This is a genomic window from Streptomyces sp. DSM 106670 (genome assembly GCF_055792845.1).
Genome location: NZ_CM147704.1, coordinates 7178632 through 7193797 on the forward strand (window position 1 = coordinate 7178632; position 15166 = coordinate 7193797).

At 72.1% G+C, this 15166-nt stretch carries 11 protein-coding genes; all 11 read left to right on the top strand.

Annotated features, from left to right (window positions below; all coding sequences use genetic code 11):
* Positions 1-50 precede the first annotated feature (50 nt).
* The 11 genes from ACSMXR_RS31790 (at position 51) to ACSMXR_RS31840 (ending at position 15109) form a co-directional block, all read left to right on the top strand.
* Entirely contained in the window at positions 51-1085 is a 1035-nt protein-coding gene (locus ACSMXR_RS31790; protein WP_137228885.1) for a substrate-binding domain-containing protein, read from the top strand.
* A 71-nt stretch (positions 1086-1156) separates the two neighbouring features.
* Positions 1157-2386 carry a Gfo/Idh/MocA family protein gene (locus tag ACSMXR_RS31795; RefSeq protein ID WP_376186098.1) on the top strand — a complete coding sequence of 410 codons (1230 nt, stop codon included), beginning with the start codon at positions 1157-1159 and terminating at the stop codon, positions 2384-2386.
* Between the two features lie 13 nt (positions 2387-2399).
* Positions 2400-3404, top strand: a complete 1005-nt coding sequence (locus ACSMXR_RS31800; protein WP_030076081.1) for a sugar phosphate isomerase/epimerase family protein — start codon at positions 2400-2402, stop codon at positions 3402-3404.
* Between the two features lie 289 nt (positions 3405-3693).
* A complete protein-coding gene (locus ACSMXR_RS31805; protein WP_473170449.1) occupies positions 3694-7413 on the top strand; it encodes a ThuA domain-containing protein in 3720 nt (1239 codons plus the stop codon).
* Positions 7414-7598: 185 nt separating this feature from the next.
* Positions 7599-8744: an inositol-3-phosphate synthase gene (locus ACSMXR_RS31810; RefSeq protein WP_137228879.1), complete on the top strand. Its 1146-nt coding sequence runs from the start codon at positions 7599-7601 to the stop codon at positions 8742-8744.
* Entirely contained in the window at positions 8741-10099 is a 1359-nt protein-coding gene (locus ACSMXR_RS31815) for an SCO3242 family prenyltransferase (protein ID WP_473170450.1), read from the top strand. Before ACSMXR_RS31810 ends, ACSMXR_RS31815 begins: the two co-directional genes overlap by 4 nt.
* Positions 10096-10968, top strand: coding sequence for a sugar phosphate isomerase/epimerase family protein (locus tag ACSMXR_RS31820; protein WP_473170451.1), 873 nt, complete (start codon positions 10096-10098; stop codon positions 10966-10968). Before ACSMXR_RS31815 ends, ACSMXR_RS31820 begins: the two co-directional genes overlap by 4 nt.
* Positions 10962-11663, top strand: coding sequence for an EboA domain-containing protein (locus ACSMXR_RS31825; protein ID WP_473170452.1), 702 nt, complete (start codon positions 10962-10964; stop codon positions 11661-11663). Before ACSMXR_RS31820 ends, ACSMXR_RS31825 begins: the two co-directional genes overlap by 7 nt.
* On the top strand, positions 11663-12511 hold the full coding sequence (locus tag ACSMXR_RS31830; RefSeq protein WP_137228871.1) for a TatD family hydrolase: 849 nt from the start codon (positions 11663-11665) through the stop codon (positions 12509-12511). Before ACSMXR_RS31825 ends, ACSMXR_RS31830 begins: the two co-directional genes overlap by 1 nt.
* Before the next feature lie 7 nt (positions 12512-12518).
* A complete protein-coding gene (eboE, locus tag ACSMXR_RS31835) occupies positions 12519-13694 on the top strand; it encodes a metabolite traffic protein EboE (protein WP_364887679.1) in 1176 nt (391 codons plus the stop codon).
* Positions 13691-15109, top strand: a complete 1419-nt coding sequence (locus ACSMXR_RS31840; protein ID WP_473170453.1) for an alkaline phosphatase family protein — start codon at positions 13691-13693, stop codon at positions 15107-15109. Before eboE ends, ACSMXR_RS31840 begins: the two co-directional genes overlap by 4 nt.
* Positions 15110-15166: the final 57 nt, after the last annotated feature.

A 15166-nucleotide genomic window follows, 5' to 3' on the forward strand; every position in this document is an offset into this window, starting at 1 on the left:
CCCCCGCACCCGCACCTCGTAGCACCCACCGGATGAAGGGTCAGACCGTCATGCCAGAAACCAGCCGCAGAGGGCTGCTGTTCGGAACCGCCGCCGTCTCCGCGGGCGCGCTCCTCACCGCCTGTACCAGCAACGAGCCCAAGAAGACGGAGCCCGCCGGCAACAGCGCTCCCGCCGACGACAAGCCGGGCAAGGCGGTCACCATCGGCTTCGCCGGACCGCAGGCCGACCACGGCTGGCTCAACGCGATCAACGTGAACGCCAAGTCCCGGGCGGAGACGTACTCCGACGTCACCCTGGAGATCACCGAGGGCTCCAACGACACCGCCGCCCAGATCGGCCAGGTCAAGACCCTCATCAACAAGAAGGTCGACGTCCTCGTCGTCCTCCCCGCCGACGGCAAGGCGCTCACCCAGGTCGGCCTGGAAGCGATGCGGGCGGGCATCCCGGTCGTCAACCTGGACCGCATCTTCGCCTCCCCGCAGGCCTACCGCTGCTGGGTCGGCGGCGACAACTACGGCATGGGCCTCAACGCCGGGCACTACATCGGCGAGCAGCTCAAGGACAAGCCGAACGCCAAGGTCGTCGAACTCGCCGGGATCGACAACCTGGAGCTGACCAAGCAGCGCAGCCAGGGCTTCGCCGACGCCCTCAAGAACTACTCCAACATCAAGCTGGTGGCCCGTCAGGCGGCCGACTTCACCGTCGAGTCGGGGCAGGCCAAGATGGCCCAGCTCCTCCAGGCGCAGAAGCAGTTCGACGCCCTGTGGAACCACGACGACGACCAGGGCGTGGGAGCGCTGCGCGCCATCGAGCAGGCGGGCCGCGACGAGTTCATCATGGTCGGCGGCGCCGGCGCCAAGTCCGCGATGGACGCCATCAAGGCCGACGACTCGGTCATCAAGGCGACCGTCCTCTACCCGCCGACGATGGCCGCGTCCGCGATCGACCTGGCGCGGGCGCTCGGCCAGGGCAAGGGCGTCAGCGGCCTCTCCGAGATGGAGATCCCCACCTCCCTGACCCTGTACTCCGCGGTCGTGACGAAGGACAACATCGACCAGTACCTGCCGACGGGCTTCAACTGACCGGGACTCCGGGGGATGCGGAGAGCGCATCCCCCGGCCCGTTACCGCACACCGACGAGGAGGAAGTCCGCATGGCCCGTAGTCAAGAGACGGAAACGCAAGCCCCAGCGACCCCGCCGCGGCAGGCGCCGGGAACGCTCGGGGTCGGCATGGTCGGATACGCGTTCATGGGCGCCGCCCACTCCCAGGGGTGGCGCACCGCCGGACACGTCTTCGACCTGCCCCTGCGGCCCGCTCTCGCCGCGATCTGCGGACGCGACCGGGCGGCGGTCGAAGCCGCCGCCGCCCGGCACGGCTGGGCCGCGGCGGAGACCGACTGGCGGGCCCTGATCGCCCGGGACGACGTCCAGCTGATCGACATCTGCACCCCGGGCGACAGCCACGCGGAGATCGCCATCGCCGCCCTGGAGGCGGGCAAGCACGTGCTGTGCGAGAAGCCGCTCGCCAACAACGTCGACGAGGCGGAGGCGATGGTCCGCGCCGCCGAAGCGGCCGCCGCACGCGGCCAGATGGCCATCGTGGGCTTCAACTACCGCAAGGTGCCCGCGATCTCCTACGCCCGCCGGCTCATCGCGGACGGCCGGCTCGGCCCGCTGCGCCATGTGCGGGCCACCTACCTCCAGGACTGGCTGGTGGACCCCGCCTCCCCGCTCACCTGGCGGCTCAAGCGCGAACACGCCGGGTCCGGCGCGCTCGGCGACCTCGGCGCGCACATCGTCGACCTCGCCCAGTTCCTGTCGGGCGAGCTGATCACCGGGGTGTCGGCCGTCTCCGAGACCTTCGTACGGGAGAGGCCCCTGCTCTCCGGGGCCTCGGCCGGGCTCTCCGGCAGCGCCGACACGGTGGAGCGCGGCGAGGTCACCGTGGACGACGCGGCGATCTTCACCGGCCGCCTGGCCTCCGGCGCACTGGCCTCCTTCGAGGCCACCCGGATGGCGGCGGGGCGCAAGAACGCCCTGCGCCTGGAGATCAACGGGGAGCTGGGCTCGCTCGCCTTCGACCTGGAGCGGCTCAACGAACTGTCCTTCCACGACCACACCGAACCCGCCGTCACCGCGGGCTTCCGGCGCATCCTCGTCACCGAACCCGAGCACCCCTACCTGGAGGCCTGGTGGCCTCCGGGCCACGCCCTCGGCTACGAGCACACCTTCGTCCACCAGGCCCGCGACGTGATCCACACGATCGCCGAAGGCGCCGCGCCCCGGCCCTCGTTCGCGGACGGGCTCCAGGTGCAGCGGGTGCTCGCCGCAGTCGAGGAGAGCGCCGCGAAGAACTCCGTCCACACTCCGGTCCCCGCCTAGGAGGTCGCCGCCCATGCCCCGCCCCTTCACCCTCTTCACCGGCCAGTGGGCCGACCTCCCGCTGGAGGAGGTCTGCCGGCACGCCCGCGACTTCGGCTACGACGGACTGGAACTCGCCTGCTGGGGAGACCACTTCGAGGTCGACAAGGCACTCGCCGACCCCGGATACCTGGACAGCAGGCACCAACTGCTCGACAAGTACGGGCTGAAGTGCTTCGCGATCTCCAACCACCTGGTCGGCCAGGCCGTCTGCGACCACCCGATCGACGAACGCCACCAGGGCATCGTGCCCGCCCGCATCTGGGGCGACGGCGAGCCCGAGGGCGTACGGCAGCGGGCCGCCGCGGAGATCGCGGACACCGCCCGGGCCGCCGCCGCCTTCGGCGTCGACACGGTCATCGGCTTCACCGGCTCCTCGATCTGGCACCTGGTCGCGATGTTCCCGCCCGTTCCGCCGCACATGATCGAGCGGGGCTACGAGGACTTCGCCGAGCGCTGGAACCCGATCCTGGACGTCTTCGACGCCGAGGGGGTGCGCTTCGCCCACGAGGTGCACCCGAGCGAGATCGCCTACGACTACTGGACCACCAAGCGCGCCCTCGAAGCGGTGGACCACCGGCCCGCGTTCGGGCTGAACTTCGACCCGAGCCACTTCGTCTGGCAGGACCTCGACCCGGTCGGCTTCCTCTACGACTTCCGTGACCGGATCTACCACGTGGACTGCAAGGAGGCCCGCAAGCGCCTCGACGGACGCAACGGCCGCCTCGGCTCGCACCTGCCCTGGGGCGACCCCCGGCGCGGCTGGGACTTCGTCTCCGCCGGCCACGGCGACGTGCCCTGGGAGGACGTCTTCCGGATGCTCCGGTCCATCGGCTACGAGGGCCCCGTCTCGGTGGAGTGGGAGGACGCCGGCATGGACCGGCTGCACGGCGCTCCGGAAGCGCTCGCCAGCCTCAAGCGGTTCGACTTCGACCCGCCGTCGGCCTCCTTCGACGCGGCCTTCGGCGGCGGCGAGTAGCACGGTCCGACAGGCCCCGGGGGCATGATCCGCGCATCGGGCCCCAGCCCCCGGGGCGGCCTCGCCCTGCCCGGAATTCGCTTTGTCCTGACGGAAGCAGAAGTTCGACTTACCTGTTGCACAAGGGCTTTCCGTCGAGGACGAACAGGTCTACCGTCCACCACGTGTACACGACATGACTCGCGTCACCGGGGTCGCTCCTGACCCCGGAGACGCACGCGCGGCAGTCCCCGCGCGGCACGGCACGGCTACACCCGCCCGTACAACCGGCACTCTCCGGAGGACCAACGTGCACAGAACACGAAAGCGGCTCCTGGCCCGGACCCGCGTCCGAAAGACCCTCGCGCTGTTCACCGGCGGCCTGCTCGCCGCCGCGACCCTGACCCTCGGCTCCGCTCCCGGCGCCACCGCCCACCCGGGTCACCCGGGCCACGACGAGCCCGTGGCGGAGGACTTCCAGCAAGTCACCCTGGCCAAGGGCGCGGAGGAGACCGGCGAGCCCATGTCGCTCGCGGTCCTCCCCGACCGCAGCGTGCTGCACACCTCGCGCAGCGGCGAGCTGCGGATCACCGACAGCGCCGGCAACACCAGGATCTCCGGCACCCTCCCCGTGTACACGCACGACGAGGAAGGCCTCCAAGGCGTCGGCGTCGACCCGGACTTCGCCGAGAACCGGGCGATCTACCTCTTCTACGCGCCCCCGCTGGACACCCCCGCGGGCGACGCCCCGGAGACCGGCACCGCCGCCGACTTCGCGAAGTTCGAGGGCGTCAACCGGCTCTCCCGCTTCGTCCTCAACGAGGACGGCACCCTCGACACCGCCAGCGAGAAGAAGGTCCTGGACGTCGCCACCTCGCGCGGCACCTGCTGCCACGTCGGCGGTGACATCGACTTCGACGCCGAGGGCAACCTCTACCTCTCCACCGGCGACGACACCAACCCCTTCGCCTCCGACGGCTTCACCCCGATCGACGAACGCCCCGACCGCAACCCGGCGTTCGACGCCCGGCGCACCTCGGGCAACACCAACGACCTGCGCGGCAAGATCCTGCGCATCAAGGTCGCCGACGACGGCTCGTACACCGTCCCCGAAGGCAATCTCTTCGAGCCGGGCACGGACAAGACCCGCCCCGAGATCTACGCGATGGGTTTCCGCAACCCCTTCCGCTTCTCCGTCGACCAGGCCACCGGCACCGTGTACGTCGGCGACTACGGCCCCGACGCGGGCGCGGCCGACCCCAAGCGCGGACCGGCCGGCAAGGTCGAGTTCGCCCGGGTGACGAAGGCCGCCAACTTCGGCTGGCCCTTCTGCGTCGGTGACAACGAGCCGTACATCGACTACGACTTCGCCACCAAGACCTCCGGCGCCGCCTTCGACTGCGCCGCCCCGAAGAACGAGTCGCCGCACAACACCGGACTCGTCGACCTGCCGCCGGCCGAGGCCGCGTGGATTCCGTACGACGGCGGCTCGGTGCCCGAGTTCGGCACCGGCTCCGAGTCCCCGATGGGCGGACCCGTCTACCGCTACGACGCGGACCTCGACTCCCCGGTGAAGTTCCCCGAGGCCTACGACGGCGACTTCTTCGCCGGTGAGTTCGGCCGCCAGTGGATCAAGCGCATCGAGCAGGACGCCGACGGCGGCGTCCAGTCCATCAACGACGTGCCGTGGTCCGGCACCCAGGTCATGGACATGGCCTTCGGCCCGGACGGGGCGCTGTACGTCCTCGACTACGGCCTCGCCTGGTTCGGCGGCGACGAGAACTCCGCGCTCTACCGCATCGAGAACGCCACCGGAGGCCGCTCGCCCATCGCCGAGGCCTCGGCGAACAAGACCTCGGGCACCGCGCCGCTGAAGGTGAAGTTCTCCTCGGCCGGCACGGCGGACGGCGACGACGACCCGCTGACCTACTCCTGGGACTTCGGTGACGGCGGCACCTCCACCGCCGCCAACCCCACGTACACGTACAAGAAGAACGGCACCTACACCGCCACCCTCACCGCCGAGGACCCGACCGGCCGCACCGGCTCCGCCAGCGTCCACGTCACCGTTGGCAACACCGCCCCGACCGTGGAGCTGGTGCTCCCCGAGGACGGGCAGCTCTTCGAGTTCGGTGACTCCGTGCCGTTCAAGGTGAACGTCAGCGACCCGGAGGACGGCACCATCGACTGCACCAAGGTCGAGGTCAAGTTCACCCTGGGCCATGACAGCCACGGCCACGACATCACCACCGAGCACGGCTGCGAGGGCACCATCAAGACCGCCATGGAAGGCGGACACGACCCCAACGCCAACATCTACGGCGGCATTTCGGCCTCGTACACCGACAACGGCGGTGGCGGCCAGGCCAAGCTGACCGGCAAGGACACCTCCCGGCTCCAGCCCAGGCACCGCCAGGCCGAGCACTTCGACGACTCCTCCGGCGTCACCACGCCGAGCAAGTCCAGTGCGCACGGCGGCAAGACGGTCGGCGACATCCACAACGACGACTGGATCTCCTTCAAGACCTACGTCCTCGGCAACACCACCAAGCTCACCGCCCGGATCTCCTCGGCCGGCGCCGGCGGCTTCCTCGAAGTGCGCACCGGATCGCCCACCGGCAAGATCCTCGGCTCCGGCCCGGTGCCGGTGACCGGCAGCTGGGACACCTTCCAGGACATCGACATCCCGCTGCGCGGAGCGCCCAAGAAGCAGACCGAGCTCTTCCTCGTCTTCAAGGGCGGCGACGGAGCCCTCTACGACATCGACGACTTCGAGCTGTCCAACACCCCGGTCGACAAGACCGCCAAGCGCGTCCTGGTCTTCTCCAAGACCGCCGGTTTCCGCCACGACTCCATCCCGGACGGCATCGCCGCCCTGAAGGAGATCGGCAAGGACACCAACATCACGGTCGACTCCACCGAGTCCGCCGCCCAGTTCACCACCAGCAACCTGGCCCGCTACGACGCCGTCGCGTTCCTCTCCACCACCGGTGACGTCCTCAACGCCGAGCAGCAGAAGGCGTTCGAGAACTACGTGGCCACCGGCGGCGGTTACGTCGGCATCCACGCGGCCGCCGACACCGAGTACGACTGGGAGTTCTACGGCGGCCTCGTCGGCGCCTACTTCGACTCCCACCCGCAGATCCAGCCCGCCACCGTCCGCGTCGAGGACCACGACCATCCGGCCACCGCGCACCTGGACGAGGAGTGGGAGCGCACCGACGAGTGGTACAACTACCGCACCAACCCCCGGGACAAGGCCAAGGTGCTGGCCACCCTCGACGAGACCACCTACACCGGCGGCAACATGAAGGGCGATCACCCGATCTCCTGGTGCCAGACCTACGAGGGCGGCCGCTCCTTCTACACCGGCCTCGGCCACACCAAGGAGTCCTACGCCGAACCGGCCTTCCGCAGCCACGTCCTGGGCGGCCTGCGCTATGCCACCGGCCAGGTCAAGGCCGACTGCAAGCCGATGAAGGACTACCGGCCCATCTTCAACGGCAAGACGCTGGAGGGATGGAAGCAGGCGGGCCCGGGGAAGTTCTCCATCAGTGACGGCGCCCTGCACTCCGAGGGCGGCATGGGCCTGCTCACCTACCAGGCCAAGGAACTGAAGGCGTACTCGCTCAAGCTCGACTGGAAGATGGCCGGCGACGACAACTCCGGTGTCTTCGTGGGCTTCCCGGAGTCCGACGACCCCTGGTCGGCGGTCAACAACGGGTACGAGATCCAGATCGACGCCACCGACGCCGCCGACCGCACCACCGGCGCCGTCTACACCTTCAAGTCCGCCAACATCAAGGCCCGCGACCGCGTCCTGCGGCCGCCGGGACAGTGGAACAGCTACGAGATCAAGGTCCAGGGTGAACGTCTGCAGGTCTTCCTCAACGGAGCGAAGATCAACGACTTCACCAACACCGACCCGGCCCGCAGCCTGAAGGACGGCTACATCGGCCTCCAGAACCACGGAGCCGACGACCAGGTGTCCTTCCGCAACATCCAACTGAAGGAGCTGCCCTCGAAGTAGGGCGGCCGCCTCTGCCGACGACGGGCGGGGGAAGCACGCACCTTCCCCCGCCCGTCGTCCACCACCCCGACATCCCCCCAGGGAGGCAGCCCGTGACCGCACACGCCGATCGTGAAGGCCGAACCGACGCCCCAGGCCGAACCGACACCCCGAGCCCTTCGGAGGCTTCCGGCCTCGCGGAGGCCATGGGCCTCGCCGGTGCCGCGGACCGTGCGGAGGTCGCGGGCCGAACCGGCGTCTGGTTCATCGGAGCGCGCGGCTCGGTGGCGACCACCGCCACCGCGGGCTGCGCCGCCATCGCCGCGGGCCTGCACCCGCCGACCGGCATGGTCACCGAGACGCCCCCCTTCGCCGACGCCGGTCTGCCCGCCCTGACCGACCTGGTCTTCGGCGGCCACGACACCCTCGACTGCCCGCTGTCCAAGCGGGCCGAGGCGCTGGCCGACGGCGGTGTGCTGCCGCACGGACTGCCCTCCGCCGTACGCGCCGAACTCGACGCCGCCGACGCCGAGATCCGCCCCGGCGGACCGCTCCCCGGCGACACCCGCAGCGACCAGGAACTCATCGCCGCGTTCGCCGCCGACCTCACCGACTTCGCCCACCGCCACGACCTGGCCCGCGTCGTCGTCGTCAACGTCGCCTCCACCGAACCCGCGCCCGGCCCCGACGACACCCGGCTGCCCGCCAGCTCGCTCTACGCGGCCGCCGCCCTGCGCGCCGGCTGCGCCTACGCCAACTTCACCCCCTCCACCGGACTGCGCACCCCCGCGCTCACCGACACCGTCGCCTCCAGCGGACTTCCCCACGCGGGACGCGACGGCAAGACCGGCCAGACGCTGCTCCGTTCCGTGCTCGCCCCGATGTTCCTCCAGCGGGCCCTCGCCGTACGGGCGTGGTCCGGGTCGAACCTGCTGGGCGGCGGGGACGGGGCGGCGCTGGCCGATCCGGCGGCCGCCGCCGCGAAGAACGCCGGGAAGGAACGCGTCCTGGCCGACACCTTCGGCACCGCGCCCGAGGGCGAGGTGCACATCGACGACGTGCCCGCGATGGGGGACTGGAAGACCGCCTGGGACCACATCGCCTTCGACGGCTTCCTCGGCTCCCGCATGATCCTCCAGACCATCTGGCAGGGCTGCGACTCGGCCCTCGCGGCCCCGCTGGTCCTGGACCTGGCCCGGCTGCTCGCCCGCGCCCACGAGGCCGGGATCAGTGGCCCGCTGCCGGAGCTGGGCTTCTACTTCAAGGACCCGGACGGCGGCACCTCGGCGGCGCTCGCCGAGCAGTACGCCACCCTGCTCTCCTTCGCCGAGCGGCTGCGGGCCCAGGCGTGAGGCGGCGAGGGCGAGCCGTTCCGGCCGCGCTGGTGGCGGCCCTGTCGCTGCTCCCGGCCGGGCGGCGGAACGGTTTTGCACACGGCGGCCCGTCGGCTGCCGTGACCGATGACCGCCTGTCCGGTGCGGGTGGGACTGCGCCCGCACCGGACAGGCCCGGACCGCCCCCCACGGGCCGGACCGGAGAACAGGGCGAGGACACCGGCGAGAGCCGGCCCCACGCGGCCCCCGACCGGGGCAGCGGCCGGGGCACGCCCCGGGAACGCCTGCGGGCCTGGGCGGAACTCCTCCGCGTCTCCGCCCTGTTCTCCGTGCCCGGGGACGCGCTGGCGGGCGCGGCGGCGGTGGGCCGCCGCCCCGGCCGGGGCACCGCCCTGGCCATGGGCGCGTCGCTCTGCCTGTACGAGGCCGGGATGGCCCTCAACGACTGGGCCGACCGCGACGAGGACGCCGTCGACCGCCCGCACCGCCCGATCCCCTCGGGCCGTATCAGCCCGGCGGCGGCCCTGGGCGCGGCCGGGGTCCTGACCGCGACGGGCCTCGCCCTGGCGGCCCGGGCCGGCCGCCCCGCGCTGACCGTGGCCACGGCCCTGGCCGCCACGGTCTGGGCCTACGACCTGCACCTGAAGCACACGAAGGCGGGCCCGGCGGCCATGGCGGCGGCCCGCTCGCTGGACCTCCTGCTGGGCGCGACGGCCACGGCCACGGCGCCGGGGGCCGGTACGCCGGGTGGCGGAGGGCCGTCCGACAACGTTGCCGGGGCGACGGCGGCCGCGACAGCGGCAGTGGCGCCGGCGCCGGCGCCGGGCACGCTGACGGCAGCCCTGCCCGCGCTGCCCGCCGCCTTGGTGCTCGGGGCCCACACCTACGGCGTCACCGCCGTATCGCGCCACGAGGCGCAGGGCGGTTCCACGGGCGTCCCGCTCGCGGTGCTGGCGACCACGACGGCACTCGCGGCAGCGGTGCTGGGAGGCGGAGAGCGTTCCAACCGGGCCACCGCCCGCGGTGCGGGCCCACAGCCCGGCGACACCCCAGGGCAAGACCTCTTCGGGCAAGACCTGTTCGGGCGGGGCATCCCCGGGCGGGGCATCCCCGGCTGGGCCACCGACCCCCTCCGGCTCCTCGTCATCGCGCTCACCGGCGCCTACCTCCGTACCGCCGGGCCACCCCTCCTGCACGCCGCGCTGAACCCGTCCCCGCCGCTCACCCAGCGGGCGGTCGGCGGGGGCATCCGGGCCATGATCCCGCTCCAGGCCGCGCTCGCCGCCCGCGCCGGCGCGCCCGTCACCGGACTCGCCGTCATGGGGCTCGTCCCCCTCGCCCGCAGCCTCGCCCGGAAGGTGAGCCTCACATGACCCTCCACCTCGGATACGGCACCAACGGGCTCACCGACCTCCGCCTCGACGACGCCCTCGGCCTGCTCGCCGACCTCGGCTACGAGGGCGTCGGCCTGACCCTCGACCACATGCACCTGGACCCCATGGCCCCGGACCTCGCCGAACGCACCCGCCAGGTCCGCCGCAGACTCACCTCCCTCGGGCTCCGGGTCACCGTGGAGACCGGCGCCCGCTATGTCCTCGACCCGCGCCGCAAGCACGGCCCCTCCCTCCTCGACCCGGACCCCGACGCCCGCGCCGCCCGCACCGCGCTGCTCGTCCGGGCCGTCGACGTGGCCGCCGAACTCGGTGCGCACGCCGTCCACTGCTTCAGCGGCATCACCCCGCCCGGCGCCTCGACGGACACCGCGTGGAAACGGCTCACCGAAGCGCTCGCGCCCGTCCTCGAAGCCGCGGACCGGTCCGGCGTTCCCGTCGCCATCGAGCCCGAACCCGGTCACCTCCTCGCCACCCTCGCCGACTTCCACCATCTGCGCGGCCTGCTCGGCGACCCGGGTCCGCTCGGCCTCACTCTCGACATCGGCCACTGCCAGTGCCTGGAGGAGGCCTCGCCGGCGGAGTGCATCAAGGACTCCGCACCCTGGCTCCGGCACGTCCAGATCGAGGACATGCGGCGCGGAGTCCACGAACACCTCCCGTTCGGCGACGGGGAGATCGACTTCCCGCCCGTGCTCGCCGCCCTGGCCGCCTCGGACTACCGGGGCCTCACCGTCGTCGAACTGCCCCGCCACTCCCACGCGGGCCCCGAACTGGCCCGCGCGTCCATCGACTTCCTGCACGACGCCATGACACGCGGTACCGCGACCAAGGGAGCCGCCCCGTGCTGAAGTCCCGCAAGGAACTGGACGCCGAACTCGGCGGGGCCGCCCGCGCCTGGCTGGACGAGGCCCTCGCCGAGGCAGCCCACGACGCGGCGGCCCGTACCGAAGCCACGCCCGACGCCCCCGGCCCGGAGACGAGCCCCTACGCCTCCCCGCCGTGGGAGCTGCGCTACGCCGCCGCGGGCCGGCACTGCGGCCTCGATCACGCCGACTCCGTACGCTCCCTCCTGCTCGTCGAGGCCCGCGCCGCACTGCCCTCCGTCACCCGGCTCTACCAACAGGGCACCGCCGCCGAACGCCGCGCCGTCCTCCTCACCCTGCACCTCCTCGACCTCGGCGACACCGCTCTCCCGCTCGTCGAGGACGCCCTGCGCACCAACGACACCCGGCTGGTCGCCGCCGCCGTCGGCCCCTACGCCGCCGAGCACCTCGACACACACGCCTGGCGGCACGCCGTACTGAAGTGCCTGTTCACCGAAGTGCCGGTCGCGGCCGTCGCCCGGATCGCCGACCGGGCCCGCGGCGACGCCGAACTCGCCCGCATGCTCGGCGACTTCGCCGCCGAACGCACCGCCGCCGGCCGCACCGTACCCGAAGACCTGCGCACGGTCCTCGCCCTCACCGCCCCGGCCGACGAGAAAGGCCACCCGGCCCCGCCGACCGCAGCTCCCGCAGCCCCCGCCCCCACGGAGGAGTCCTGATGCGCATCTTCGACCCCCACATCCACATGACCTCCCGCACCACCGACGACTATCAGGCGATGTACGACGCGGGCGTCCGCGCGCTCGTCGAGCCCTCCTTCTGGCTCGGCCAGCCCCGCACCTCGCCCGCCAGCTTCTTCGACTACTTCGACGCACTCCTCGGCTGGGAGCCCTTCCGCGCCTCGCAGTACGGCATCGCCCACCACTGCACGCTCGCCCTCAACCCCAAGGAGGCGAACGACCCCCGCTGCACCCCCGTCCTGGACGCGCTGCCCCGCTATCTCGTCAAGGACTCCGTCGTCGCCGTCGGCGAGATCGGCTACGACTCCATGACCCCGGCCGAGGACCACGCGCTGGCCGCCCAGCTCCAGCTCGCCGCCGACCACGGCCTGCCCGCCCTCGTCCACACCCCGCACCGCGACAAGCTCGCCGGTCTCCACCGCACCATCGACGTCATCCGCGAATCGAACCTCCCCCCGGAGTTCGTCCTGCTCGACCACCTCAACGAGACGACCGTGAAGGCCGCCACCGACAGCGGCTGCTGGGCCGGGTTCTCCATCTACCCGGACACCAAGATGGACGAGGACCGCATGGTCACCATCCTCCAGAACCACGGCACCGAGAAGATCCTCGTCAACTCGGCCGCCGACTGGGGAAAGAGCGATCCCCTCAAGACCCGCAAGGTCGCCGACGCCATGCTGAAGGCCGGCTTCACCGAGGACGACGTCGACCAGGTCCTGTGGCGCAACCCCGTCGCCTTCTACGGCCAGAGCGGCCGCCTCCAGCTGGACGTCCCGGCCCCCGATCCACTCCACGAGGGCAACTCCATCCTGCGCGGCGGGGAGTGAGGCGGCCATGCGCTTCCGCCACCCGGACGGCTCCACCGTCCACCTCGCCTACTGCACCAACGTCCACCCCGCCGAAACCCTGGACGGCGTCCGCGCCCAGCTCCGCGACCACTGCGAACCCGTCCGCCGCCGACTCGGCCGGGACCGCCTCGGCATCGGCCTCTGGCTGGCCCGGGACGCCGCCCGCGCCCTGATCAACGACCCCGCCGAACTCCGCGCCCTGCGCGCCGAACTCGACAGCCGCGGCCTCGAAGTGGTCACCCTCAACGGCTTCCCGTACGAAGGTTTCGGCGCCGACGAGGTCAAATACCGGGTCTACCGGCCGGACTGGACCGAACCCGACCGGCTCGCCCACACCACCGACCTCGCCCGCCTCCTGGCCACCCTGCTCCCGGACGACGTCACCGAGGGCACCATCTCCACCCTGCCGCTCGCCTGGCGCACCCCCTACGACGGCGACCCCGAGGCCGCCCGCACCGCACGAGCCGCCCTCACCACGCTCGCCCAGCGCCTCGACGCCCTGGCCGAGATGACGGGCAAGTCCATCCGTATCGGCCTCGAACCGGAACCGGGCTGCACGGTGGAGACCACCGCCGACGCCATCGCCCCGCTCACCGACGTCGGGCACGACCGCATCGGCATCTGCGTCGACACCTGCCACCTCGCCACCTCCTTCGAGGACCCCGGGACCGCGCTCGGCGCCCTGGCCGCCGCCGGCGTACGCGTCGTGAAGTCGCAGCTCTCCGCCGCCCTGCACGCCGACCACCCCCACCTGCCCGAGGTCCGCTCCGCACTCGCCGCGTTCGCCGAACCACGCTTCCTGCACCAGACCCGCACCAGCACCGCCGCCGGGCTGCGCGGCACCGACGACCTCGACGAGGCCGTCACCGGCCGGGCACTCCCCGACTCCACCCCCTGGCGCGCCCACTTCCACGTACCGCTGCACGCGCCCCCCGCGCCCCCGCTGACCTCGACCCTGCCCGTGCTCCGCGACACGCTCGCGCGGCTCGTCGGCGGACCCGCGCCGCTGACCCGGCACCTGGAGGTCGAGACGTACACCTGGCAGGCGCTGCCGGCCGAACTGCGGCCCCGCACCCGCACCCAGCTCGCCGACGGCATCGCCGCTGAACTCACCCTCGCCCGCGACCTCCTGGTCGACCTCGGCCTCAAGGAACTGCCATGAGCGCGCCCGAACCCGGCACGGAAACCGCACAGGAGTCCGGCGGCCCCACCCCGCTCCTCGTCCTCGACGTCGTCGGCCTCACCCCCCAGCTCCTGGCCCATATGCCGAACCTCCGGGCCCTGGGCGAGCAGGGCGCACAGGCGCCGCTCTCCACCGTGCTGCCCGCCGTCACCTGCGCCGCCCAGTCGACCTTCCTCACCGGCGCCACGCCCGCCGAACACGGCATCGTCGCCAACGGCTGGTACTTCCGCGAACTCGGCGACGTCCTGCTCTGGCGCCAGCACAACGGGCTCGTCGAGGGCGACAAACTCTGGGACGCGGCCCGCCGCGCCCACCCCGGCTACACCGTCGCCAACATCTGCTGGTGGTACGCGATGGGCGCCGACACCGACTGGACCGTCACCCCGCGCCCCGTCTACTACGCCGACGGCCGAAAGGAACCCGACTGCTACACCCGGCCCCCCGCCCTGCACGACGAACTGACCGACAAACTCGGCACGTTCCCCCTCTTCCACTTCTGGGGCCCCGGCGCCGACCTCGTCTCCTCCCAGTGGATCATCGACGCCACCCGGCACATCATCGCCACCCGCACCCCCGACCTCGCCCTCTGCTACCTGCCCCACCTCGACTACGACCTCCAGCGCTACGGCCCCGACGACCCCCGCTCCCACCGGGCCGCCACCGACCTCGACCGGGCCATGGCCCCGCTGCTGGCCGACGCCCGGGCCGAGGGGCGTACCGTCGTCGCCCTCTCCGAATACGGCATCACCCGCGTCGACCGCCCCATCGACATCAACCGCGCCCTGCGTCGGGCGGGCCTGCTGGAGGTCCACACCCAGGACGGCATGGAATACCTGGACCCGATGGCCTCACGCGCCTTCGCCGTCGCCGACCACCAGCTCGCCCACATCTACGTACGCCGCCCCGAGGACCTGGCAGCGACCCGGGCGGCCCTCGCGGACCTGCCGGGCATCGAGCAGCTGCTCGACGACGAGGGCAAGAAGGCGCACCACCTGGACCACCCCCGCTCCGGCGAACTGGTCGCCGTCGCGGAGAAGGACGCCTGGTTCACGTACTACTACTGGCTCGACGACGCCCGCGCCCCCGACTTCGCCCAGCTCGTCGAGATCCACCGCAAGCCCGGCTACGACCCCGTCGAGCTCTTCATGGACCCCCAGGACCCCTACGTCCGGGTCAAGGCCGTCTCGGCGGTCGCCCGCAAGAAGCTCGGCCTGCGCTACCGCATGGCGGTCGTCCCCCTGGACCCCTCACCAATTCGCGGCAGCCACGGCCGCCTCCCCGAGAGCGACGACGAAGGTCCGCTCATCCTCTGCTCCACCCCCCACGCGTTCACCGACCGGGTCAGGGCCACCGAGGTGAAGTCCCTGCTCCTCCAGCTTGCCGGACTGCACTGACAACGCCCCGGCACTGCACTGCTCACCCCACGTCACCCATGTCACCCAAGGGAGTCA

What these genes read in the sequence shown, in the direction of transcription:
- ACSMXR_RS31790 (WP_137228885.1), top strand. Translation starts at nt 51, where the DNA reads ATGCCAGAAACCAGCCGCAGAGGGCTGCTGTTCGGAACCGCCGCCGTC.
- ACSMXR_RS31795 (WP_376186098.1), top strand. Translation starts at nt 1,157, where the DNA reads ATGGCCCGTAGTCAAGAGACGGAAACGCAAGCCCCAGCGACCCCGCCG.
- ACSMXR_RS31800 (WP_030076081.1), top strand. Translation starts at nt 2,400, where the DNA reads ATGCCCCGCCCCTTCACCCTCTTCACCGGCCAGTGGGCCGACCTCCCG.
- ACSMXR_RS31810 (WP_137228879.1), top strand. Translation starts at nt 7,599, where the DNA reads ATGGGCCTCGCCGGTGCCGCGGACCGTGCGGAGGTCGCGGGCCGAACC.
- ACSMXR_RS31820 (WP_473170451.1), top strand. Translation starts at nt 10,096, where the DNA reads ATGACCCTCCACCTCGGATACGGCACCAACGGGCTCACCGACCTCCGC.
- ACSMXR_RS31830 (WP_137228871.1), top strand. Translation starts at nt 11,663, where the DNA reads ATGCGCATCTTCGACCCCCACATCCACATGACCTCCCGCACCACCGAC.
- eboE (WP_364887679.1), top strand. Translation starts at nt 12,519, where the DNA reads ATGCGCTTCCGCCACCCGGACGGCTCCACCGTCCACCTCGCCTACTGC.
- ACSMXR_RS31840 (WP_473170453.1), top strand. Translation starts at nt 13,691, where the DNA reads ATGAGCGCGCCCGAACCCGGCACGGAAACCGCACAGGAGTCCGGCGGC.